Source organism: Candidatus Hydrogenedentota bacterium (assembly GCA_035416745.1).
GTDB lineage: Bacteria > Hydrogenedentota > Hydrogenedentia > Hydrogenedentales > SLHB01 > UBA2224.
Window position 1 is genome coordinate 78,250 of the sequence record DAOLNV010000001.1, and the last position, 22,552, is coordinate 100,801.

20 protein-coding genes are annotated in these 22,552 nt (G+C 60.9%); 16 read left to right on the forward strand and 4 right to left on the reverse strand.

What is annotated here, in order from left to right; translation table 11 throughout:
• Positions 1–24: 24 nt before the first annotated feature.
• Positions 25–888: a GAF domain-containing protein gene (locus PLJ71_00310; protein ID HQM47092.1), complete on the reverse strand. Its 864-nt coding sequence runs from the start codon at positions 886–888 to the stop codon at positions 25–27.
• A 101-nt stretch (positions 889–989) separates the two neighbouring features.
• A complete protein-coding gene (locus PLJ71_00315; protein ID HQM47093.1) occupies positions 990–1,958 on the reverse strand; it encodes a glycyl-radical enzyme activating protein in 969 nt (322 codons plus the stop codon).
• A gap of 238 nt (positions 1,959–2,196) precedes the next feature.
• Here PLJ71_00315 and PLJ71_00320 point away from each other — a divergent pair, with 238 nt between their 5' ends.
• Genes PLJ71_00320 through PLJ71_00340 form a run of 5 tightly spaced genes read left to right on the forward strand, consistent with a single transcriptional unit; the run spans position 2,197 to position 6,466 of the window.
• Complete coding sequence (locus tag PLJ71_00320; protein HQM47094.1) at positions 2,197–2,505, forward strand: putative quinol monooxygenase; 309 nt, start codon at positions 2,197–2,199, stop codon at positions 2,503–2,505.
• A 17-nt stretch (positions 2,506–2,522) separates the two neighbouring features.
• Positions 2,523–2,714: a hypothetical protein gene (locus PLJ71_00325; GenBank protein HQM47095.1), complete on the forward strand. Its 192-nt coding sequence runs from the start codon at positions 2,523–2,525 to the stop codon at positions 2,712–2,714.
• A 41-nt stretch (positions 2,715–2,755) separates the two neighbouring features.
• Positions 2,756–3,574 carry an aldolase/citrate lyase family protein gene (locus tag PLJ71_00330; GenBank protein ID HQM47096.1) on the forward strand — a complete coding sequence of 273 codons (819 nt, stop codon included), beginning with the start codon at positions 2,756–2,758 and terminating at the stop codon, positions 3,572–3,574.
• 42 nt (positions 3,575–3,616) lie between these two features.
• Positions 3,617–5,005 carry a sulfatase gene (locus PLJ71_00335; protein ID HQM47097.1) on the forward strand — a complete coding sequence of 463 codons (1,389 nt, stop codon included), beginning with the start codon at positions 3,617–3,619 and terminating at the stop codon, positions 5,003–5,005.
• Positions 5,006–5,056: 51 nt separating this feature from the next.
• Positions 5,057–6,466, forward strand: coding sequence for a sulfatase-like hydrolase/transferase (locus PLJ71_00340; GenBank protein HQM47098.1), 1,410 nt, complete (start codon positions 5,057–5,059; stop codon positions 6,464–6,466).
• Between the two features lie 61 nt (positions 6,467–6,527).
• On the opposite strand, the gene PLJ71_00345 is transcribed toward PLJ71_00340, so the two are convergent.
• The gene (locus PLJ71_00345; GenBank protein HQM47099.1) at positions 6,528–8,714 is read right to left on the reverse strand and encodes a glycoside hydrolase family 32 protein; all 2,187 of its coding nucleotides are present in this window, start codon (positions 8,712–8,714) and stop codon (positions 6,528–6,530) included.
• Between the two features lie 476 nt (positions 8,715–9,190).
• Here PLJ71_00345 and PLJ71_00350 point away from each other — a divergent pair, with 476 nt between their 5' ends.
• From PLJ71_00350 to galE, 9 genes are all read left to right on the forward strand, one after another.
• Positions 9,191–9,436, forward strand: coding sequence for an acyl carrier protein (locus tag PLJ71_00350; GenBank protein HQM47100.1), 246 nt, complete (start codon positions 9,191–9,193; stop codon positions 9,434–9,436).
• Between the two features lie 108 nt (positions 9,437–9,544).
• Entirely contained in the window at positions 9,545–10,768 is a 1,224-nt protein-coding gene (gene fabF, locus PLJ71_00355) for a beta-ketoacyl-ACP synthase II (protein ID HQM47101.1), read from the forward strand.
• On the forward strand, positions 10,761–11,489 hold the full coding sequence (rnc, locus tag PLJ71_00360) for a ribonuclease III (GenBank protein HQM47102.1): 729 nt from the start codon (positions 10,761–10,763) through the stop codon (positions 11,487–11,489). The genes fabF and rnc overlap by 8 nt, the downstream gene beginning before the upstream one ends.
• 108 nt (positions 11,490–11,597) lie before the next feature.
• Positions 11,598–13,682, forward strand: a complete 2,085-nt coding sequence (locus tag PLJ71_00365) for a sodium-translocating pyrophosphatase (GenBank protein HQM47103.1) — start codon at positions 11,598–11,600, stop codon at positions 13,680–13,682.
• A gap of 250 nt (positions 13,683–13,932) precedes the next feature.
• Positions 13,933–15,021 carry a DUF2961 domain-containing protein gene (locus PLJ71_00370; protein ID HQM47104.1) on the forward strand — a complete coding sequence of 363 codons (1,089 nt, stop codon included), beginning with the start codon at positions 13,933–13,935 and terminating at the stop codon, positions 15,019–15,021.
• 128 nt (positions 15,022–15,149) lie between these two features.
• The gene (locus tag PLJ71_00375; protein HQM47105.1) at positions 15,150–15,902 is read left to right on the forward strand and encodes a hypothetical protein; all 753 of its coding nucleotides are present in this window, start codon (positions 15,150–15,152) and stop codon (positions 15,900–15,902) included.
• Between the two features lie 33 nt (positions 15,903–15,935).
• A complete protein-coding gene (locus PLJ71_00380; GenBank protein HQM47106.1) occupies positions 15,936–16,703 on the forward strand; it encodes a hypothetical protein in 768 nt (255 codons plus the stop codon).
• Positions 16,704–16,837: 134 nt separating this feature from the next.
• Entirely contained in the window at positions 16,838–17,947 is a 1,110-nt protein-coding gene (gene ugpC / locus PLJ71_00385) for a sn-glycerol-3-phosphate ABC transporter ATP-binding protein UgpC (GenBank protein HQM47107.1), read from the forward strand.
• 99 nt (positions 17,948–18,046) lie between these two features.
• Positions 18,047–19,030 (forward strand): UDP-glucose 4-epimerase GalE, encoded by a 984-nt coding sequence (gene galE, locus PLJ71_00390; protein HQM47108.1) that lies wholly within the window; start codon positions 18,047–18,049, stop codon positions 19,028–19,030.
• A gap of 34 nt (positions 19,031–19,064) precedes the next feature.
• Here galE and PLJ71_00395 read toward each other — a convergent pair whose 3' ends face one another.
• A complete protein-coding gene (locus tag PLJ71_00395) occupies positions 19,065–20,117 on the reverse strand; it encodes a calcium/sodium antiporter (protein ID HQM47109.1) in 1,053 nt (350 codons plus the stop codon).
• A 208-nt stretch (positions 20,118–20,325) separates the two neighbouring features.
• Here PLJ71_00395 and PLJ71_00400 point away from each other — a divergent pair, with 208 nt between their 5' ends.
• Together PLJ71_00400 and PLJ71_00405 are read left to right on the forward strand one after the other, a co-directional pair.
• Complete coding sequence (locus PLJ71_00400; protein ID HQM47110.1) at positions 20,326–20,748, forward strand: helix-turn-helix domain-containing protein; 423 nt, start codon at positions 20,326–20,328, stop codon at positions 20,746–20,748.
• 50 nt (positions 20,749–20,798) lie between these two features.
• Positions 20,799–22,547 carry a hypothetical protein gene (locus PLJ71_00405; protein ID HQM47111.1) on the forward strand — a complete coding sequence of 583 codons (1,749 nt, stop codon included), beginning with the start codon at positions 20,799–20,801 and terminating at the stop codon, positions 22,545–22,547.
• The last annotated feature ends 5 nt before the right edge of the window (positions 22,548–22,552 follow it).

The following is a 22,552-nucleotide window of genomic DNA, read 5'->3' on the forward strand; positions in this document are numbered from 1 at the left end:
CCTTCTGGTGGCCATATCGGGATTCTACGACTGCGGGTCAGGGTTTCCCTCGCCGTTGAGCTTCTTCATGCATTCCGGGCACAGGCCGTGTCCGAAGTCCGCCTTCGGGTGCTGTTCTGCGTACATTTCGAGCGGTTTCCACTCGCCTTTTTCATCGCGAACACGACTGCATTCCGCGCAGAGTGGAATAAGATCCTGGATGGTCTTGAGCCGGGTCGAAGCGTCCTTCAATTCGGCAGTGAGCCGCTCGTGTTCGAGGTCGATGCGTTTCCGCGAACACAGACATCCGACCACGGTGCTGAAGAGCCGGAGCAGTTCGCACTGGTGTCGCGTCATGGCGGTGTTTCGTAGAAGGTTGTCCGCGCTGACGAGCCCGATGACCTGCTCCCCGTCCCACAAGGCCGAGAAGAACTGGGGGCCGGTGGTCTTGGAGCGGCGGTCCGGGCCGGGGAACGTTGCATGTTCGAGCAGAAGAAACGGTTCCCTGGCAAGAAGGATGCGCCCCTCGGGACCGTTCGGGTCAATGCGCGCGCGCAGATGGCGTTCGTCGCGAAGTCGGCCGCTTTCATCTACGCCCCACGAGCCGCGGATGACATTCGGTTCCTCGGTGCGGAGCCAGATGCCGAGGCGGTCGAATCCAAGGTTGGTGCGCCCCCATTCCACCGCGCGGCCGATGAGTTCGTCAACCGATTCTGCTGCCGACAATTCGTTCGTGATTGCCACGAGCGAGGAAAGCAGTTCCGTGAACCGCCGCTCATTTTCTTCCCTTGTGCGCAGTATGCGCTGGGCGTGTTCGAGTTCGCGCCTGGCTTTCTCGAGCTCGAGAACGCGCTGCCGCAATTCCGCGAGTTCCCGTGTTTCGGACGGTGCTGTCTTGACCTTTTCCATGGTTGGGTAATCTCCCCCCATCTACCATTAACCCCAAGATAAATTGTAGCACATCACCGGCCGTTTTGAGGCAGACAAAGAAAAAAAGACACGGTTTCCGCTCAAGAACGCGGTTCCACGGGTTGCGGGGAGGGCGAATGGGGCTTCTCGTTTACGACGGGAACGCCGGCTTCTCTCAAATGGTCGCACCACCGCGCCACGAGTGTTTCGTTGGCTCGCGCGGCTCCGGCGCGGCCGCGGGAGTCCAGTCCGAAGCGCTCTACTTTGCTTTCGCCCAGGGGGTTATACGTCATCAGCTCGACCCCAACCAGGTTTGGCAGGGATTTAGCCAGGTTCTCGATGCCGGCAAGGAAATCCTCGCGTTCGTTGCACCCGGGGATGACGGGGGAGCGCATGACCACCTTCGCTCCGCTGTCGTGAAGCATGCGGAGGTTTTGCTGGATGCGTTTGAGAGGCACCCCGGTGAACGCGATGTGCTTGTCCGGGTCTGTTTCCTTGATGTCGACCATGAACAGGTCGACGAGCGGCATCAGAGCCTCGACCGTTTCGGGTTCGGCGTACCCGCACGTCTGCACAGCGGTATGAAGGCCGTAGCTTCTCGCAGCCTTCAGCAGGCCCAGGGCGAAATCGAACTGAAACGTGGGTTCGCCGCCGGACAGGGTCATTCCGCCGCCCGATGTCTCGTAGAAGGGTCTGTCGCGGAGAACCTCCGCCATGACTTCCCCGACGGAGATTTCGCGCCCAACGAATTCCAGAGCATGGGCATAGCATTCCTCGGTGCACTTCCCGCACACCTCGCACCTGGCGCGCTCCAATTCATGCGAAACCCCCGCCATGCGGTGCGCGCCCCGCGGGCACACGCGAAAACAGTAGCCGCAACCGATGCACTTGCGCGGGTCGAACGCGAGACTGGGCCGCGATGAAATGGCCTCCGGATTGTGGCACCAGATGCACCGCAACGGACAACCCTTCATGAAGACGGTCGTGCGGATGCCGGGACCATCGTGAATTGAGAAACGCTGTATCTCGAAGATGCTTCCACGGATGTCCGGGGTATTGGTTTCAGGCATGGTTCTTTTCCGTAAACGCGATTGTTTGCCGTCTCGGGCCGGTTCCGTCTACTTTCACGCATCGCAGTGCCGAAATCAAGCGCGCCAATTCCAGGGACACAATACTCAATTCTGAATATGGATGCGCAGGACACTTATGGCAGGTAGCGCGCGCACGACCTCAATTGAGTATTGTGTCCCCGGAATTATCCCGGTATCCTTTCGGAAGAATGAGGGAGGTCATCAGGCAGGAGGTGTCATGATCCACGTGATTGCGACCATTGACTTGAAGCCCGGCAAACGGGATGAGTTTCTCGAGATATTCAAGGCGAACGTGCCGAATGTGCTTGCGGACGAGGGATGCCTTTTCTACGAGCCAACCATTGACATAGAAGCCGACGTCGGGGCCCAACCGCCGACGCGCGACAATGTTGCGGTCATCATCGAGCAGTGGGCCAGTCTCGCGTGCCTGCATGCTCATCTCAGGAAGCCTCATATGGCCGCCTACCGGGCACAGGTCCAGGATTTGGTAAGACATGTCGAAATGCGCGTGATGCGTTCGGCGTAACAGGGCGTGGGGGCCGCATGTGGGAGAGCCGTTTCCGCGTGATGTTCATCGGCGCTGCTGGGCTGAGCGCAGCGTGCGCGGCGGCCTGGGCGGCCGAGAAACGGCTCCCGAGCGAGGCGGTCTTTCAGGCCGGCGAAAGGCCGCCGTACGAGAGCATTCGATTCGTGCGGTTCTCGCTCGAACAAACCGGCAATGCAATCGGGCCATAAAAGCAGTACACAAGGCCATCGGAAAGGAACCACGGCACGTCATGACAGGCAGGGAACTTGGCGAAAGACTCCGGGCAGGGATGCGCGTCTATGGCACGTCGATCGTCTCCTCGTCGCCTCATTGGCCCGCGGCGGTACAGCAATCGGGCCTCGACTTCGTGTTTCTGGACACGGAGCACATCACGCAGGATCGCGTGGCCCTTTCGTGGATGTGCCGCACGTATCGCGCCCTTGGAATCGTGCCTGTCGTGCGCATTCCACGGGCCGATCCCTATCTTGCGTGCCAGGTGCTGGACGGGGGCGCCTGCGGCATTGTCGCCGCCTACATCGAGACGCCGGAGGAGGTCCGGGCGCTTGTCGGCGCGACAAAATACCGGCCGTTGAAAGGCGCGCGGCTGGAGCGCGTGCTTGACGACCCCGGGTCGCTTGCCCCCGAGATGCGGGCGTACGTGCGGGACCGTTGCGCCGACAATGTCCTCATTGTAAACATCGAGAGCGTGCCTGCCATGGAGAACCTCGATGCGATTCTCGCCGTGCCGGGACTGGACGCGGTGCTGGTTGGCCCTCATGACATGACGTGCAATTTCGGGGTGCCGGAACAGTACCGCCACCCGAGATTTGAGGGGGCCATTCGCGAACTGATTGCGAAAGCACGGGCGGCAAACATCGGCGTCGGGGTGCATTTTTTCTGGGATACGCTCGACCAGGAGATTGGATGGGCGAAGGCAGGCGAGAACTTGATGCTGCATAGCAGCGACATCACGCTCTTCAGCAAAGCGTTGAGCGCCGACATCGGTTTGTTGAAGAATGCCCTCGGGGACGCCGCCCCGGAAGCCGCCGGCGAGGAGGTTATTGTCTGAGCGGACAATATTATGTTCTTGGCGCTTTGAGAGGAACCTGAGATGGCACGAGAAGTAAACCGGCGAGACTTCATGGCGGCGGCGGGCGCAAGTGTGGCGGCCGTATCGGCGGCGGGACGGGGAAATGCCCAGCAGCCGTCCGCTGCTCGAAAACGAAATGTGCTGATCTACGTTACCGACGACCAGGGCCGTGCCGATGCCGGTTGCTACGGCAATTCTGTTATCAAGACGCCGGGCTTGGACCGCCTGGCCTCGGGGGGCGCGCGGTTCACGCACGCGTTCTGCACGACGGCGAGTTGCAGCCCGAGCCGCTCCGTGATTCTCTCCGGACTGTACAACCACGCGAACGGCCAATACGGGCTCGAGCACTCCTATCACCATTTTTCGTCGTTTCCGGATGTGGAAGGCCTGCCTGTGCGCCTGAGCAAGGCAGGCTACCGGACTGCGCAGATGGGCAAGTTCCACGTCGCGCCGGAACCGGCGTACCATTTCGACGAGTATTTGAAAGCCAAGGGCAATGTGCCCGCGGATATGGCCGTTGCCTGCCGCGAATTCATCGCGCAAGAGGGCGACAAGCCTTTCTTCCTCTATTTTTGCACCACCCAGCCGCACAGGCCGTTCCACCGTCAAGGCGCAGACCCCGTAGCGCCCGAGAACGTCATTGTGCCGCCGTACCTGCCCGATTCGCCCGAGTGCCGCGAGGAGCTGGCGCAATACTACGGGTCGGTTCAGACCGCGGACGCCGGATTGCTCCGCCTCATCGAGCTCCTGGAGGAAACCGGGCATTGGGAAGACACGCTGATCATCTATGTTTCGGACAACGGCATTGCGTTTCCTGGCGCAAAGACGACGTTGTATGAACCGGGTATGAACCTGCCCTGCGTCGTGCGGGAGCCTTTTGCCGGCAAGCCGGGCATCGTGACCGATGCCATGGTGAACTGGGCGGACATCGTGCCGACGGTTCTTGATTTCGCGGGCGTGGAGGTGGGCGAGAAGAACGTCCATGGGCGCTCGTTCCTGCCTGTCCTGCAGGGCGCGCCGTCTTCCGGGTGGGATGAGGTCTATGCCTCGCACACGTTCCACGAAGTCACCATGTATTATCCAATGCGGGTGGTGCGCGAGCGGCGCTACAAGCTGATCTGGAACATCGCGCACGGACTCGAATACCCGTTTGCGTCCGATCTATACGGATCGGCAACGTGGCAGGGCGTTCTGAAGCGCGGAGACGAATACTACGGCAAGCGAAAGGTCGACGCGTATCTGCACCGGCCCGCATTCGAGCTGTACGACCTCGAAGCGGACCCCCACGAAGTCAACAACCTCGCGGGGGAACACGCGCATGCCGAGACCCTGACGCGTCTGAAGAACAAGCTGCGGGCGTTTCAGGAGCGTACAAAGGATCCCTGGCTTCTGAAGTGGGAGCGCGAATAGTACGGGGAACTATCCTACGCACAGAAGCAGGCCGCAGGAGGCAGGACGAAGATGAACCGGCGCGCGTTTCTGCGATGTCTGGCGGCAGGGCCCGCCGCGGCCGCCCTGGGATTGCCCATACGAGCCGCGGGCGCCGCGCGGAGTGTGCCCAACATCATCCTGTGCATGGCTGATGATCTGGGCTGGGGCGATACCGGGTACAACGGGCATCCTGTGTTGCGCACGCCGACACTGGATGAGATGGCGCGCGCGGGCATTCGGTTTAACCGTTTCTACTCCGCGGCGCCGGTGTGCTCTCCGACGCGGGGGAGTTGTCTGACAGGAAGGCATCCTTATCGTTACGGCATATTCAGCGCGAACGTGGGGCACATGAGACCAGAGGAACTGACCTTGGCCGAGGTCCTGAAACAAAAGGGCTACGCCACCGGCCATTTCGGCAAATGGCATCTCGGCACGTTGACGAAGACAGTCAAAGACTCGAACCGTGGGGGCCCCGATGGCGCAGACCACTATAGTCCGCCCTGGGAAAATGGATTTGATGTCTGCTTCTCGACGGAGGCGAAGGTGCCCACGTGGGACCCCATGATTGATCCCGAGACCGGTAAGGCCTACGGCACACGGTACTGGCGGGAGGATGGCAGCATCGTTGACGACAATCTCGAAGGGGACGATTCGCGCATCATCATGGACCGGGTCATACCCTTTGTGCGCCGGGGAGCCGAGGCAAAAAGGCCGTTCCTGGCCGTGATCTGGTTTCACGCCTCGCACATGCCCTGTGTGGCAGGCGGCAAGTACCTGGCGATGTATGAAGGCCAATCCGAAGAATACGCGCATTACTACGGCTGCATTACCGCGATGGACGAGCAGGTCGGCCGTCTTCGGCAGGAACTGCGTGCCTTGGGCGTGGCGGAGAATACCATGCTATGGTTTTGCAGCGATAACGGTCCCGAGGGTCAGTCGGACGATTCCCCGGGCGCCACGGCGGGTCTGCGGGGGCGCAAGCGCGATCTTTTCGAGGGCGGTATCCGGGTTCCGGGACTCCTTGAATGGCCCGCGCAGGCGAGCCGGCCTTTCACAAGTGACGCGCCTTGCTGCACGTCCGACTTTTTCCCGACCATATGCAGCGCTGTTGGCATTGACGGCACAGGAGCTCCGAAACCTGTCGATGGTATCGACTTGATGCCGCTCATCAAAGGGCGCATGAAGAAACGGCCGCGTCCGATCGCCTTTGAATCGGGCCGGCAGATGGCCCTTATCGACAACCGCTACAAGATCATCTCTACTGACGAAGGCAAAACCTACATGCTCTTCGATATAGACGCGGATCCCGGGGAAAAAGAAGACCTGGCGGACAAGAAACCGGAAATGGTGCTGGCTATGCGCAAACAACTGGAAACATGGCAGGCCTCCTGCAAAGACAGCCGGAACGCAGGGACTGCCACGGACATGTCACAGGGTTAAGGAGCAGCCCGGCGCGGACGAGAAGCAATCGCCAGTCTCGTTGGCGTCCTCCCTGATTGGTTCACGGCGTTTCCGGCCATGTCGAGCGCACCTCCCAGATATCGAGCCGGTCGATATGCGCCGAGCCCTGTTCGCAGGTCAACGATAGCGTCTTATCGAGCAGGTCCGGGAGGAAACAAAACGACATTACAAGCCTGCCGCCGTTGGCGAAGATCTCGATGGAGGTGCGATCTATCAGGACGCGCAGCGCCAGCGAGGCATCTTCCAGGGGGAGTGCAGCCTCCTTGTCGAGGCACGACAGAGCCGCTTTCGCCGCATCGTATACGATGGGGGTTCCGCGAACGTTCAGCACGGTCCGGGACCCGTCCTGCGGACGTATGACGGCATCGATGTCCCAGAGTTCGCCTTGGAGATCTTTGAGGGGATTCGCGCCAGGCTCGAGCGTTTCGTCGGCCCAGTGGCCGCGCGCTTCGCGTATGGTCTCGATTTCGGCGATGGGATAGGCGTATAGCCGCGGCCCGTCGGGCGTACTGCGCAGTGTGAATACGCGGGGGAAGGCCATCTGCTGGTTGAACGGCATGCCCGGATAGCTTCCGCCGTTCATCCACGCGATGAAGATGCGGCGTCCGCCGGGCACGTTGTTGTAGGTCTGTCCGGCGTAGCAGTTCCGTCCCCATTCACTCGGGAGCACGCCGGTCTCGGGGGAGAACGTCACGCCGTCGAATTTACCGAGCATATGCCTTCCGCCGCCTTCCCAGAGGACCCAGCGCGTGTTGGCGGGGTCGCCGTCAACGGGCAGTTCGAACAGCTCGGGGCACTCGTGCCCGTCGGGGAAGGTGATCGTGCTGAGCCGCTCCCAGTTCTTCAGGTCCGGGGAGCCGAGGATGACGAAATCGCTTCGGGTTCCCACATAGAGCACCATCACCCACTTGTTTGTCGGGGCGTGCCAGAACACTTTGGGGTCGCGGTTGCCGGGTCCGAGGTTTTCGACGACCGGGTTGCCTTGGTACTTAGTGAATGTGCGCCCGCGGTCGGTGGAGTATGCGATGCCTTGCGTGAACGGACGCTTGGGTGTTCCGAAGTCTCCCGCGTACGTGAATATGCAGACCAGCGGCGGATGGGGGCCCGCCTGGAACCCGGAGGTGTTCCGGGTGTCGATGACCGCCGACCCGCTGAAGATGGTTCCGTGTTCGTCGGGAAGTATGGCGTTCTCGAGCTGGGTCCAGTGCATGAGGTCGGGGCTGACCGCGTGGCCCCATGTCATGTTGCCCCAGTCGATGCCCTCAGGGTTGTGCTGGAAGAAAAGATGGTATTCGCCGTCGTAATAAACGAGTCCGTTGGGGTCGTTGGTCCAGTTCTTCTTGGGTGTGAAGTGGAATTGCGGGCGGTAGGTTTCCTGGTACAACTTGTCGGTGACGTACAACACGCCGCGGACTTCGCCGTCGTGGTGCACGGTATCCGCGATGCGGTGGCCGCCCAGAGTGACCTCGATGATGCTCAGCGCCGCGGTCTTGCCTTTGAGCTGGGATACGTCCCAGGTGATCCAATAAGGTTCCTGGCGGTTCTGCCCGGCCGTATAGCGGACGACCTCGTTGTTCAGGCGAAGGCTCACCTGGGAACGGCCGCCTTGTTCGGCCCCGAACTGGAAGCTGAGGTAGTCCTCGACAATCGCGAGTTCGCGCGAAGTTTCCTGGGTGCCGACGCTGTGGTTTGCCTGGAGTATGTGGTCGATGTTGATGTGGCCCCATCCGCCCGTGTGGGCATCCACGACCTGGATGACCGCCGTTTTCTCGCGTAGGTCCGAGACGTCCCAGGAATACCAGTCGAGCCGCTCGGTACCGCCGGGCTTGTCGTTAGGCCCGGTGGCGGTGCGCACAACGCCGCCGTCAACTATGAGATTGATGCACGTTTCGCCGGGGTGCATCCCGCCTCCTATGAGAAACGAGATGTAATCACGCTGGATCTCGAAGGGGGGAGAAGTGAGCGTGCCTGTTGTAGCGTCGCCTTCGAAAAACGAATTGACGAGACCCTTGCCCTCGAATCCGGACACTTCCATCTGGTTTGGGAGCGTGCCGCGTGCCGGACCGGGGCCGAACGCCGTGCCCTCGGCCTTCCAGTCGCCGTAGGTGCTGTCCTCGAAATTGGCGATGAGAATTTCCGGCGGGTTTTCGGCAGTCCATGCCATCCCGGCCAAGAACGCCAATCCACAGAGGCATATGAGGCAGACGCGATTCATTCGGTTTTGCATGCTGTCAAATCCCTTATTGATGTTGGCTTTTGCGAGTCCCCCGCTTGGCGGCTATTGTAACAGACTCTCGGGCGGTGTGATTAAGGTTGAGCCAGCGCGTGCCCTCCCCCCAGGGAGAGGGAGAATAGACGGCCTCTGGCCGCAGGGTCTGACGCATCTGGCTTGTCTAACATTTCTGACGTTTCTGAGCGTCGCTGGGCTCTTCGCAGCGATGGCCTGCGCATTTGAGGCAGTATCATCGAGCCGCTCGTTTCTTCGAGGCCGCTTCGTTGCGTGGGGCACAATGGCGGCATTGTTGTTTAGTGCGCTCCGTTTGGGGGCGCAGGATAAGTCCACAAAATGCAGGTAGTTACAATTGGCGGCGAAACAAAGTAGAAATGTGAGCTCGTGAATGGTATACTCGCGCGTTATCTGGCCCAAAGGGGAAGTCTGCCTGGGCGGTTACAGGTTCTAACCATGGAAGGGAGGTGTTGCGGATGGCAGAGATTAATGTCGCGGAAACCGTCAAGAAGATCGTTGTGGAGAACCTCGAGCGCAAGCCCGAAGAGGTAACCGACGACGCTCGCTTCATCGAGGATCTGGGCGCGGATTCGCTCGATCTTACGGAATTGCTGATGGCGCTCGAGGAAGAGTACAATGTCGAGATCGATGACGAAGCGAATGACATCCAGACGGTCGGTGACGCGATAAAGTACATCGAGTCGAAGCTGAACAACAAATAAATGTTTCGCGCACACTTTCAGCGCTTGTTTATACGAGGAGGTTAAGTGACGCCCAGCCCGTGGCCGCAAGTCCACGGGTTGGGTGTTTGGTGTTAGGACATTGGGTTCATGCGCGTGGTGATTACAGGAGCGGGGGTGGTTACCCCCTTGGGCAACTCTGTTGCGGAATTCTGGAAGGGGTTGTGCGAGGGCCGGTCCGGCGTGCGGCGTATCGATCGTTTTGACCCCTCTGAGTATGCCTGTCAAATCGCCGGGCAGGCGGAAGACTGTGTGCCCGAAGGCATGTCAGGGAAGGATTTGCGCCGCAGGGACCGGTATACGCGTTTTGCGCTGTATGCGGCCGATCAGGCGTGGCGTCAGGCGGGATTGGCCGCGGATAAGGTCAATCCCGAGCGGTGTGGGGCAATCGTAGGCAGTGGAGTGGGCGGGTTTGATACCGTTCAGGAGCAGGTCACCGTGCTGGTGCAACAGGGACCGCGCCGCGTTTCGCCCCTCCTGGCGCCCATGGCGTTAGTCAACATGGCCTCGAGCGAGATTTGTATCCGGTTGGGCCTTGAGGGTCCGAACCGCGCCGTCGTGACAGCCTGCGCCACCGGCAACCATTGTATTGCAGACGCCGCGGACGCCCTTCGTATGGGGAAAGCCGACGTCATGCTGGCGGGGGGGGCTGAGGCGTCGATTGTGCCCATCTGTGTGGCGGGTTTTTCGTCGATGAAGGCGTTATCGCGCCGCAACGATGCCCCCGAACGTGCCAGCCGCCCCTTTGATGCGGAGCGGGACGGTTTTGTGATGGGCGAAGGGGCGGGCATCCTGGTGCTCGAGTCCGAGGCGCATGCCAGGGCGCGCGGCGCGGAAATCCTGGGTGAAATCGCCGGGTACGCCGAAAGCTGCGACGCGTTTCATGTAACGGCGCCTCGCGAGGACGGTTCGGGGGCCGCCCGGGCCATGCGCGGGGCGTTGAACGATGCCCAGGCAAATCCCGAAGATATTCACTATTTCAACGCGCACGGTACGAGCACCAAGTACAACGATATTGCGGAAAGCCGTGCGTTGCGGGCGGTTTTTGGAGAGGCGATGCCACCGGTGAGCTCGAACAAATCGATGATAGGGCACCTGCTTGGCGCGGCCGGCGCCGTCGAGGCTATCGCCACGCTCCTGACGATCCGGCGCGGGGTGATTCCGCCGTCTATCAATTACGAGACCCCGGACCCTGAATGTCCCGTGAATATCGTGGCGAACGAAGCGCGTGAAACCGACGTTGAATTTGCCATGTCAAACTCGTTAGGATTTGGGGGTCACAATTCGTCTCTGATTATCAAACGGTATGAATAGCATCTCCTTACGGTTCCGCGAACTGCAAGCGCTTGCCCTTCGATTGGGGATACGGTTCGAGAACATCGCTATCCTTGACCGGGCGCTCACCCATGCTTCCATCGCATGTGAACGGAAGGACTCGTGCAAGAACTATGAATCGCTGGAATTCGTGGGTGACGCGGCGCTGGGATTGGCGGCGGCACACCTGTTGTTTGAGCGAGTCCCGGAGCGCACGCCGGGAGAGTACAGCCGTATGCGGGCCGCGATCGTGAATCGCCGTTGCCTGGCGCGTATTGCGCGGGGCTTGGACATCGCGCCCGCAATCAGGTTGGGAAAAGGCGAAGAATTGGCCGGCGGAAGGGCTCGAGCGGCCCTGCTGGCGGATTGTCTTGAAGCCCTGTTGGGGGCGCTATATCTGGACCAGGGTTGGGAAGCCGCCCAGGCGTTTGCCGTGCGGTTGCTCGAACCCGAAGTCGCGGCGTTGCAGGCACGGCGCCGGATTTGGGATTTCAAGTCGCGCCTTCTGCACCACTGCCAGGCGCGTCACATCGGTCTGCCCGAATTTGTGGTGGTCCGGTCGGATGGGCCTGACCACCGCAAGGAATTCGAGGTTGAGGTTCTGCTGCGCGGGACATCCGCGGGGCAGGGTGTGGGCGCGAGCAAGAAAGAGGCCGAACAGAAAGCGGCGCACATGGCGCTGTTGCGCGAAGGGATAGTTTTCGACGACGAAGAAGAGTGAATCAGGCGTTGCAGGACTGCTGGAACCGTTCTCCGGCGAATGATGTAACGTGAAACATGCCCAGGGGCCGGCGGTTTGGCGGTCTGGGCAAAGGGAGTATCGAGACCTATGGGTGAAAGTGGATTTCTAGGCGTTGCCGGGTTCGCCAGTCTCTGCGCGCTGGCGTTTGTGGCTTACCTGGCCAGGTACGTGCTGTCAAAGCCGCAGGGTAACGAGACGATGGAACATCTCTCGAAACTGGTGCAGCAGGGCGCAGCGGCGTTCCTGAAGAGAGAATACACCTATGTGTCCGCGTTTGTCGCGGCGATCATGGTTTTCTTCATCGTAGTGGGAGGGGCCAAGCCCGAATTCGGCGTGAACTGGCAAACGGCCGTCGCGTTTCTGTTCGGCGCGTGCGCGAGCGCGGCGACCGGCATACTGGGCATGACCATCGCGACACGCTCGAACGCCCGCACCGCGGCGGCTGCCCAGTCGGGCGGCGTCAAGAGCGCTCTTGACGTGGCCGTGAGCGGCGGCGCGGTCATGGGTATGGGCGTGGTCGGCATCGGCGTGCTCGGCCTTATCATCGTCTACATCCTGTTCAAGGGAGAGCCGACCGTAGTGAACGGGTACGCCATGGGCGCTTCTCTGCTCGCCCTTTTCGCTCGGTCCGGCGGCGGCATCTTCACGAAGGGCGCCGATATGGGCGCCGACCTGGTCGGCAAGGTGGAAGCGGGCATCCCCGAGGATGATCCGCGCAATCCGGCCGTTATCGCGGACAACGTGGGCGATAACGTGGGCGACGTCGCGGGTCTTGGGGCGGACCTTCTCGAGTCCTACGTCGAGGCCATCATTGCCAGCCTTGCGGTCGCGGTGATTATTTCCCGGGCTGCCGATGCGGCGGCTTCCGGGGCAGCCTATGTCACGGCCTACCCGTTCGTGATTGCGGCGATCGGTATTTTCGCCTCGATCGTGGGCGTGATGTACGTCAAGATATTCGCGAGGAGCAATCCTCAGAAGGCCCTGATGTTCGGCACCTACATCGCGGCAATCCTCTCGATCGCCGGGGTATTCGTGTATTCCGCCGCGGCCGGGACGCCATTCGTGTTGGAAGGCGTTACCTATGGCAAATATGGTCCCGCCTGGGCATGCGTGATCGGGATCCTGTCGGGCATGATTGTCGGGTTCGTCAGCGAGTATTTCACGTCGGGCAGTTACGGCCCTGTACAGAAGCTGGCGGAACGCTGCCAGACCGGTCCGGCGATTGCGGTGACTGAAGGGACGGCGGTTGGCATGCAGAGCACATGTGTGCCGGTCATTGCGCTCGGCATCGCCGTGGTGATTTCGTACTACGTTGCCGGGACCTACGGCGTGGCCATCGCGTCTCTTGGCATGCTTGCCACGACGGGTATGGTGGTTGCCGTGGACGCGTACGGGCCTATCGCCGACAACTCGGGCGGCATCGCCGAGATGGCGGGGCTTGACCCGAGCGTGCGCAAGATCACCGACAATCTGGATGCTGTGGGCAACACCACGGCCGCCATCGGTAAAGGGTTCGCCATCGGGTCCGCGGCCTTTGCGGCCATCGGCCTCTTGAGCGCGTTCATGCTTACCGTAAACATGGTGCGGGTGAAGAACGGACAGGGGGCTCTGGTCACGACTTTGGATGAAGCGACCGTTCTCGGCGGGCTGCTCATCGGGGCGATGATGCCGTTCTTCTTCTCGTCGATGTTGTTCCGTGCCGTAGGGAAGTGCGCGGACACGATGATTATGGAAGTGCGGCGTCAGTTCCGCGAGATCCCCGGCCTCAAGGAAGGCAAGAAAGGCGTCCATCCCGACAGCACGAAGTGCGTGAGTATCGCCACCAAGGGCGCCATCAACGGCATGTTGTTCCCGGGCGGGATGGCCATCGTGGCCCCGGTCATCGTCGGGTTCGCATTGGGTGCGGAAGGCCTCGCGGGCTTCCTGGTAGGCGCGATTGCAACGGGCGTCATGTTGGGCATCCAGACCGCCAACAGCGGCGGCGCTATGGACAATGCCAAGAAGTACATTGAGGAAGGCAATTTCGGCGGCAAGGGTTCTGATGCTCACAAGGCGGCGGTCGTGGGCGACACCGTGGGCGATCCCCTGAAGGATACTGTCGGCCCCTCGATCAACATTCTGATCAAGCTCATGTGCGTGATTTCGCTTGTGCTGGCGCCGTTGTTCGCCTGAGAGCAAGAGCAAAAACGCAGCAATTGACAGGCTCCCGTCCAATCCGGGCGGGAGCCCGTTTTTTTGTGCGGGGTTGCTTTCTCATGCGGCGGCAAGAATAGGAAGACCCATCGGTCCCATTCGGGAAGTGAGAAGCCCGAGAGCGGGTTTCCCGGCTTTCTTGGGGAGAGCTTCTTGCGAGGCGTTGGCGGGCTTGGTAGTATCGCTTTAGCTTGGCGTTGAAGACTCTTTTGTGAAGGAGGGAAGAACGGTGCGTACTCTAGTCAGTCCGGGCGTGTGGATGTTTGGGGTTTTGGCCTTGGCGGTTCTGGCGGTTTCTTCGTTGGCGGACCTTGTTTCGGAACCGTACCGGCTCGATACGGGGCTCGAGACGCGGTCGATTTCGTTTGAGAATCCAACGGGGGCGCCGGGCCAGGGCGGTCAGGCCGCCAGTAAACTGGGCCCGACTCGAAAGGGCGCTCCGAACCGCGCTTTCAAGGCGGGCGAAACGGTCCAGTTGGCCGATATCGAAGGGCCGGGCACGATTCGGCACATCTGGATGACGATTTCGGACCGTAAACCGGAGACGTTTCGCAGTTTTGTGATGCGGGCGTATTGGGACGGACAGGAGCACCCGAGCATCGAGTGCCCTTTGGGCGATTTCTTCGGGTTTGCTCACGGTAAGGTGGAGTCGTATCAATCGGCAGCGCATTCGCTGGGCCAGAACGCGGGCATGAACATCTGGCTGCCGATGCCGTTCAAGAAGCGCGCCTACGTCACGCTGACCAACGAGACCGGCGGCGATGTCACTATCTACTACCAGATTGATTATACGATCGGCGATGTGCATCCCGATGATGTGGGCAGGTTGCACGTGCTTTTCCGCCGTGAGAATCCCACAACGCTGAAACAGGACTTCGAACTGCTGCCGAAACGCGTGGGGAAAGGGCGGTATATCGGGTCGCTTGTGGGGGTGCGCGCGCTTCACGACAACTGGTGGGGCGAAGGCGAGATCAAGGTGTACAAGGATGGCGATGAGGCGTTTCCGACCATATGCGGTACGGGGAGCGAGGACTGGGTCTGTTTATCATACGGTCTTCAGCAGACGCCGTTCCTGTATCACGGGGCCAACTTGTGCCAGGGCCGGTTCAATTCGTTTTACCGCTGGTACCTTCCCGATCCCGTCTACTGGGAAAAGGAGGCTCGCATCACCATCCAGCAGATCGCCTGGGACGAGGGTCTGGCGGAAGTCCAGGACGATTGGTGCGCGGCGACATTCTGGTACGAGCCCATGCCGAGCGCTCCGTTGCCGGCGATGCCCAGTCTCGAGGCGCGCACGGCGGAGTTGTGGAAAGAGTAGGCGGGAAACAGGGGACCCGGTGAGTCAGGCGTGACGCGTAAGGCGCGCGTGGAGGGTATTGTTTCTTTGGCCGCTTCTTGCGAGCCTGTGGTAGGATAGCTGGGGTGCCGCAAAGGAGAAAGACTGCCATGAACGTGGGCCGATTGCAGTATGGATGCTTGCTGTTGTGTATTGTGGGGGCGGCATGCCAGACCACCCCGAAGGCGCCGCCGGAAACCGGAGAGGCGCTCCCGGCCATGCCCCGCGGGTATCAACCCATGTCCTATGTGTCGTCGATTCAACTGGCGGAAGGGGAATACGCCGACCTGTTCAGCGCCGGCTCGTTTGCGGTATGGGTCGGGGACGATGTGGCCGATATGAAATATCAGAAGGAGGCGCAGGAAGGAGCCGCGCCTTCGGAACGCCTCGTGGCCCAGGCTCGGGAGATCAGAGGGGACTACTTTGTGTTCGAGTGTCATATCGAGTCGGTTTTCCGTGACACCAGCATCGCTTACGACGTTGCTGGATTCCGCGGCATAGACCTGTGCCTCGAGACTCCAGGCGGGAACCGAATACAGCCCGTCCAGGTCATTATAGGGACCCCGGTTGAGGAGGAACAGCGAGGCGCGTTGAAACTGTTCCGCCGGACCAATATCGTCGTGTTTCCGCGGCAGGACCTCTGGACGGGGGGCGAGACCTTAGCCGTTGGAAGCCGCTCGGTCCGGCTGGTGCTTTCTGGTCATAGCTCGGTGTTTAACTTCGAATGGCCGGAGCTGCCGCAGGCCACGATGGAGAGCGGCTGGAAATGGAAACCGTCGGAGAACGAGACGCTCCAGTCGCTCAAGGTGTCGTTCTCTGATCTGTATGGGCGTTTGCGGCGCTTGTCGCACACGTTCGACTGAGGCGAGTTCGCCGGAATTGCAGAGTGCCGCGCCATGCGCTCGTGTTTGAAGACACTGATGATCGGGACCGGGATTCTGCTCATTCTGGTGGCCGTTGCGGTGATTCTTGCCGTGACCCAGCTCAAGACGGTCGCACGCACGGGTATCGAGCGTTCTCTGGCCATTGCCTTCTTGACCGACGTCAGCCTGGAAGATGTCGACGTAGGCCTTCGTGACGGGCGCTTGGAGCTCCACAATCTGGTGGTGGGCAACCCCGCGAGTTTCCGAAGCGGGCCGGCCATGGAGTTCGAGACGGTTACCGTGGATATGGACCTGAAGACCGTTTTCTCGCAAACGCCGACTATCGACCGGATTGTGGTTAGACACGCCAACGTGAATCTGCGTCATGAACTGGCTGATGGCACGAATCTCGCCATGCTCGCACGGCACGCCTCCCGGTTCTCAAAAGGCGGCGGGAAGGGGGAAGCAGAATCTGCATTTGAGGAGGCCGGGGGTCTTGGCCGGGAGTTTATTATCAAAGAACTTCGCTGTGAGGACGTGACCGTTGCCATGAGCAGCAATCTCATTCCCAAATCGGGTCTCAAGGTTGAGGTGGCTCCGTTCACTCTGACGGAAATCAGCAAAGACCGGCCGGTCTCGACCGCGGAGGTCAGCGCGATCTTCATTCGGTCGCTCATCAAAGAGACTCTGTCGGCCAAGGGCCTTCTTCGCCCGATTGCCGACCTGTTGCGCGGGGCGGAAGATGAGAGCGAATCCACCGTGAAACTCATCGAGGAACCCGAACGGGCGGTGGCAGAATAGGCAGCACTGTTCTGGGCGGGTTGCTTGACTGGTCAGGGTCCGTGGGGTATCATCCAACATCGCTGAACAAGGGTGGTCTTGACCTGCCGTGAAGTTCTTGACACATGTAGACCCACTAGGGAGGCCGGTGCACCATGGCGAGGGTAGAGCTGAAGAACGTACGGAAAGTCTATCCGGGCAATGTTGAGGCGGTTAAGAACGCTGACCTCGTCATCAACGACAAGGAATTCGTCGTTTTGGTGGGCCCTTCTGGTTGCGGAAAGTCGACGACGCTGCGCATGATCGCCGGCCTGGAAGAGATTTCCGAGGGCGAGATCTATATTGGCGATACCCTGGTCAACGATGTGCCCCCGAAGAACCGCGATATCGCCATGGTGTTTCAGAATTACGCCTTGTATCCCCACATGACGGTGTACAAGAACATGGCGTTCGGGTTGATGCTGAGGAAGTATCCGAAAGCGGAGATCGAGCAGCGGGTGCGCGAGGCCGCGCAGATCCTCGGCATCGAGCATCTTCTGGACCGCAAACCGAAGGCGTTGTCGGGCGGCGAACGGCAACGTGTGGCGGTGGGCCGGGCGATTGTGCGCCAGCCGAAGGTATTCTTGTTTGACGAACCGTTGTCGAACCTCGACGCAAAGCTCCGCGTGCAGATGCGCGCGGAGATCAGCAAGCTGCACCACCGTCTGCGTTCGACCATGATTTACGTGACCCACGACCAGGTCGAAGCCATGACGATGGGCGATCGCATCGTGGTCATGTTGAACGGGGTGATTCAGCAGATTGCCTCGCCTCTGGAACTTTACCATCATCCGGTGAACAAATTTGTTGCGGGATTCATCGGCAGCCCGCCAATGAACTTCCTCGAGGGTGAACTTCTGGCGGAAAACGGCGCGCTGCGGTTCCGCGACAAGAGCGGGACCCTGCGCCTGGATGTGCATAAGTCGCAGCATGCCGCATTGGAATCCTATATCGGGAAGAAGATCGTTGCCGGCATCCGGCCGGAGAACTTTGTCGAGAATCCCTCTCAACAGGCTCAATCGGGTTTGAGCGTCACGGCGAACGTGGAAGTCGTGGAGCCCATGGGCCACGAGGTCTATCTGTATCTCGATGTTGGCGGCCAATCCGTTACGGCGCGGATCGCGGCGGGCGAAACGGAACCCGAGATCAATAAGCCTCACGTTCTCGACGTTGAGACCCAGGGGGTTCATTTCTTTGATATCGAGACAGAGGCGGCTATCACCTGACCGCCGCGCGCACGGAAACCGTTCGATCAAGGACAGCCACCCTTTTTTTCGAAGCGCAGATAAGCGGCCGTCCCCGTTTCAGCGTGTGGAGATATGGCTATGGCGGTATTGGTAACCGGCGGGGCCGGGTATGTTGGCAGCGTGGCTGCGGAGTTGTTGCTCGAGGCCGGCGAGCGCGTGGTGGTGCTGGACAACCTGTCTCGAGGCCACCGGAAGGCGGTCGCACGGGGCGCGGAATTCGTCGAGGGAGACACGCGCGACAGGGCGTTGCTCGACAAGCTCCTCAAACAACACGGCATCCAGGCGGTCATGCATTTCGCGGCATTCGCTCTGGTGGGCGAATCGGTCCAGAACCCGGCCATATATTTCGAGAACAACGTCAGCGGAAGCCATACCCTGCTGAACGCTGCCGTCGATAGCGGCGTGAAACAGTTTATCTTCAGCTCGACGTGCGCTACGTACGGTTTTCCGGAGCGCGTGCCCCTTACAGAAGACCTTCCCGCGAATCCCATCACGCCGTACGGCCTGTCGAAGCTCATGGTCGAGGAAATGCTCGACTGGTATGGAAAAGCCTATGGTTTGCGGTATGTGGCGCTGCGGTATTTCAACGCGTGCGGCGCTACGGAGGCGCACGGCGAGGATCACGAGCCCGAAACGCATCTGATCCCGAACATTTTCAAGGCCATCACGGGCCAGAGCGGGCCGCTGAAGGTGTTCGGCGGCGATTACGACACGCCGGACGGCACGTGCATCCGCGACTATGTCCATGTGGCCGATCTTATCGACGCGCACATGAAAGCCGCCGCATATTTGCGCAAAGGGGGGGCATCGGGCCATTTCAATCTCGGCACGGAGACGGGCAACTCCGTTCTCGAGGTGATTCGCGCGGTCGAACGCGTTACGGGCATATCGGTGCCTTTTGAGACCACCGCACGCCGCCCGGGCGATGCCGACGCGCTGGTCGCGTCTTCGGCAAAGGCTCGCGAGTTGCTTGGTTGGCGTCCTTTGAAGCGGGACATCGAGGTTGTGGTTGAAGACGCCTGGCGCTGGCGCCGGGCCCATCCCAACGGGTACGAAGGCTGAGACGACGTCACGGGGAGCATAGCCGGGGCGCGGTCTACAACGCCGCGGCCGGGGCGCGGTACACGGTGAACAGGACCGCCAGATAGGCAGCGTAGACCATCATCAGCACCATCCCCTCCCACCTGCTGAGTTTCTTGCCCGTGGCTCCGAAGACGAGCAGCAGCAGCGTGATGAAGAGCATCACCGGGATGTCGAAGTACAGGCTCTGGGCGTCGAAGGGTATGACCGCGATGATCGAGCTTACGCCGAGCACCCACGCCAGGTTGAGGATGTTCGCGCCGATGATGTTGCCGATCGATAGCCCGCGCTGTTTCTTGGCAATGGCCGTCAGGCTGACGACCAACTCCGGCATCGACGTCCCGAACGCCACCAGAGTCAGGGCAATGACCTGCTTCGAGATCCCGGCGGCCAGCGCCAGTTGCTCCGCGCAGAAAACCACCAGCGAGCTTCCCCAGACAACGCCCGCGCTCCCGAGCATGAAATACGCCGCGATTCGTGCGCCCGTCATTTCCGCGTCGGGTGCGGCGCCTTCCACGCCATCAGCCCTTGACTCGGCGGCTATCCTCTCGAGCATGGTCTGATACGCCGGTGCGCGGACGGTCCGGGCCCCGGCGGCGATGTTCGCGCGCTGAACGCTGGTCGAGCGCAGGGTCGTGACGAAGTAGATGACAAGGCACGCAAGGAGCACGGCACCCGTCCAGCGTGTTCCTTCGGGGAAAGCCCAGCCCATGAAAGCGAATAGCAGGCACAACACCAGCAGTCCCACACCGCTGCGCAGAAATCCCTTGCGCTCGACCCCCATGGGCGCGAGAACGGTGCACAGGCCAAGTATCAGCCCGATATTGCAGATGGTCGACCCGACGGCGTTGCCTACGGCCATCTCGACCTGGTGAGCCAGCGCCGCCGTGACCGACACGGAAAACTCGGGCAGTGTCGTCGCGAGGCTCACTAGTGTCGCTCCGATAATGATCTCCGGGACGTTTAACCGGCGGGCGATGCTGACTCCGGCGTCAGTGAACCAGTCGGCCGACTTGGCCAGAATCACGACGCCTACGGCGACGCCAAGGAAATAGAGCGGTAAGTGCATAATGGGCAAGAGTGTATCACGACCCAAAGCAAGGCGCGAGAATAATTGCCGAGATATCGCGTGAGACAAAGGATGTCTGCGGCGTTGGGAAACGAGAGCAATTGCTGGGACCTCAAAATCGGCCTTGACACGGCTGAGACGATATGATACTATACGATATGAAAAGAGTCATAGTGATACTTCCTTGAATCGGCGAGGGGACTGCGCGATGGACGATGCACTGAATCCCGCCCCGGAATGGTTCTCGATCCCTGAAGCGGCCGAGTATCTCGGCGTAAGCCGTCCGACCTTGTTCAGGTGGATGAAGAAGGGTCTGGTGTCGTTCTACAAGATCGGGGGTTCGACGCGGTTTTCGAAGGACGGGTTGGATGCCGTGATCGAGAAAACCACCGGCCAGAAGGAGGCGGAGGCGGCCGCGGGCCGTTGTGCCGCCTGCGGCCACTCGCTATTGGTCGAGGGACGCGTGCAGGGGACCGGGCGACTGTACTTCAAGCCCGATAAGACGAAGTTCTGGACGTTGGCCGAATCCATGGTTCCGGTGCGCGGGAAGGTGTGCCCTGCGTGCGGATTCATTCAGCTGTTTGCCGATGTCGGTACGTTGCGGAGGCTGAGTCCTGACCGGGTCGGATAACGCCCGGTCAGGGTGGGCGTGCGGAAATGCAAGCGTGGGAGGTAGTGGACATGAGCGAGAGTAACGAGGGTAGCGGTTCGTTGGGGGATGCGGCGCAGAACACGGCAGAGGAGGCGGAAGGGGGCGGACAAATTCCGGTACTTGAACGGCAGGCGCCATCCTTATGCAGCACGCTGATCGGAGAGCTGTCGCCTCAGGCAGTACGAGATTTCCTGCGGTTGAGCGGCACGGGGATCCTGTATGCGCTCAGCGCCTTGTCTATTCTCTACGGCATGGGACGAATCATCGGGCCTATCTTGGCGGCCAGCGGCAAGCTGGGGGAGACCCTTCCGTGTTTCGGGGCGCTCGAGGCGTACGAGCTGGCCGTGTTTGCCGTGCTGCTGCTCATTGTTCTGTGGCGAAAGGCGACACGGGACACAACGACCCTTATGGTCCTCGTAGCGCTGTTCATGGGGGCCAGCGGCATCACCCTGGCGACGATCGCGAACGATGGGCCGGCAATCGCAGCGGTCATCGGCGTGGCATGCCTGGCGGTGGCGTTCGCCAGAGTCTGGCTGCTTCGCGCCAAGCTGGGGGTAGTTCTTCCGAGGCTCTTTGCGGCCGGCGTGGCGGTCTTGCTGACCTGGAACTTCCTCATTTCCGCATCCATGGCTCTGACGCTTCACCGAGGGTGGCCGGGAAGCGCGCACCTGCGGCAGGTGTGGCTTGGCGGCTGGCACGTCATGCTTTTAGGGGCCGTGTTGTTGTTTCTGAGCGCGCTGGCGAGCGGTACGGGCAGCGCCCGCCGCGCGAGGCCGGATATTCCATTCCTGCGTTCGACGGGGATGGCCTGGGTTTTCGCGTTTGTGCTGGTTGGAGGCGCGATGGTGCATCAATATGCGCTGACGTACATCTTCGACGTGCGGTTTGGCTTGGGCGATTTCCTGCCCATCGCCGTGCTGGCGTGCGCGACCTTGCTGGAGGCCATGCGCGGATACGGGGTGCATGGGGGGAAGGTGGACAATGCAATCACGCTTGTGCCCATGACATTGGTTTATTTCCTTGTGCTGCAAGAGAAAATGCCGGGGAAGGCTGTTTTCCTGGCATTGCCGGAGTGGGGCCTGGGAACGCTGTTCCAGCCGTGGGCGGCGCTGGCCCTGTTCGGCGCGCTTCTATTCGTGGTTGGAGCACGCCGGCGGGATAAGGATTTGGCAGGCATTGCGCTGTTGTACGTGCCCTTCTCCGTGCTGTTCGCCGGCGCGTTGCCCGAATTGACGATTCGAACCGTGAACCCATTGGCTTTTGGCGCGTCGCTTGTGATGGTGTTGTTCGTGTTGGCGGCGTTGCACCGGTCGGTGAAGTTGGCGTTTCTGGCGCTGAGTGTTCTTGCCTTGGGCGCGGCGATTTCCGGGGGCGTGAATGAGACGGCTGCCCCGCTGTTCCCCACGTGGGTGGACGTTTTTCTGGCGGTGTTCGGTGCGGGTGCTTTGGGGCTCTATCTCGGATTTCCCCGCCATGTTCACGTGGCGGCAGGAATTCTGGGCGCGACAGGCTTGGCGTTCGCCGCCATACACGGGCAGCCAGCCGCGATTACCTTTCCTTCCCTTGCGCTGGCGGCTGCCTTGGCCATCCTGGGCGGGCTGGCATTTTGGCGGGCGCGGAATTCCGTGCTCGCCGGGGTCCTTGCCGTGCCGCTCTTGTGGCGTGCGGCGGCAAGTGTGGGCGATGTCACCGGCTGGCATTACATCGCGCTGAGCTTTGTGTTGCTCGGGGCCGCCGCCTTTTTCAGTCTGCGGGCCAGACGGTCCAACGGGCTGTGATGGCC

Coding starts and splice junctions, on each gene's coding strand:
- PLJ71_00350 (HQM47100.1), top strand. CDS start 9,191: ATGGCAGAGATTAATGTCGCGGAAACCGTCAAGAAGATCGTTGTGGAG.
- fabF (HQM47101.1), top strand. CDS start 9,545: ATGCGCGTGGTGATTACAGGAGCGGGGGTGGTTACCCCCTTGGGCAAC.
- PLJ71_00405 (HQM47111.1), top strand. CDS start 20,799: ATGAGCGAGAGTAACGAGGGTAGCGGTTCGTTGGGGGATGCGGCGCAG.
- PLJ71_00400 (HQM47110.1), top strand. CDS start 20,326: ATGGACGATGCACTGAATCCCGCCCCGGAATGGTTCTCGATCCCTGAA.
- PLJ71_00315 (HQM47093.1), bottom strand. CDS start 1,958: ATGCCTGAAACCAATACCCCGGACATCCGTGGAAGCATCTTCGAGATA.
- PLJ71_00365 (HQM47103.1), top strand. CDS start 11,598: ATGGGTGAAAGTGGATTTCTAGGCGTTGCCGGGTTCGCCAGTCTCTGC.
- PLJ71_00395 (HQM47109.1), bottom strand. CDS start 20,117: ATGCACTTACCGCTCTATTTCCTTGGCGTCGCCGTAGGCGTCGTGATT.
- PLJ71_00380 (HQM47106.1), top strand. CDS start 15,936: ATGCGCTCGTGTTTGAAGACACTGATGATCGGGACCGGGATTCTGCTC.
- galE (HQM47108.1), top strand. CDS start 18,047: ATGGCGGTATTGGTAACCGGCGGGGCCGGGTATGTTGGCAGCGTGGCT.
- PLJ71_00375 (HQM47105.1), top strand. CDS start 15,150: ATGAACGTGGGCCGATTGCAGTATGGATGCTTGCTGTTGTGTATTGTG.
- PLJ71_00325 (HQM47095.1), top strand. CDS start 2,523: ATGTGGGAGAGCCGTTTCCGCGTGATGTTCATCGGCGCTGCTGGGCTG.
- rnc (HQM47102.1), top strand. CDS start 10,761: ATGAATAGCATCTCCTTACGGTTCCGCGAACTGCAAGCGCTTGCCCTT.
- PLJ71_00335 (HQM47097.1), top strand. CDS start 3,617: ATGGCACGAGAAGTAAACCGGCGAGACTTCATGGCGGCGGCGGGCGCA.
- PLJ71_00330 (HQM47096.1), top strand. CDS start 2,756: ATGACAGGCAGGGAACTTGGCGAAAGACTCCGGGCAGGGATGCGCGTC.
- PLJ71_00345 (HQM47099.1), bottom strand. CDS start 8,714: ATGCAAAACCGAATGAATCGCGTCTGCCTCATATGCCTCTGTGGATTG.
- PLJ71_00320 (HQM47094.1), top strand. CDS start 2,197: ATGATCCACGTGATTGCGACCATTGACTTGAAGCCCGGCAAACGGGAT.
- ugpC (HQM47107.1), top strand. CDS start 16,838: ATGGCGAGGGTAGAGCTGAAGAACGTACGGAAAGTCTATCCGGGCAAT.
- PLJ71_00340 (HQM47098.1), top strand. CDS start 5,057: ATGAACCGGCGCGCGTTTCTGCGATGTCTGGCGGCAGGGCCCGCCGCG.
- PLJ71_00310 (HQM47092.1), bottom strand. CDS start 888: ATGGAAAAGGTCAAGACAGCACCGTCCGAAACACGGGAACTCGCGGAA.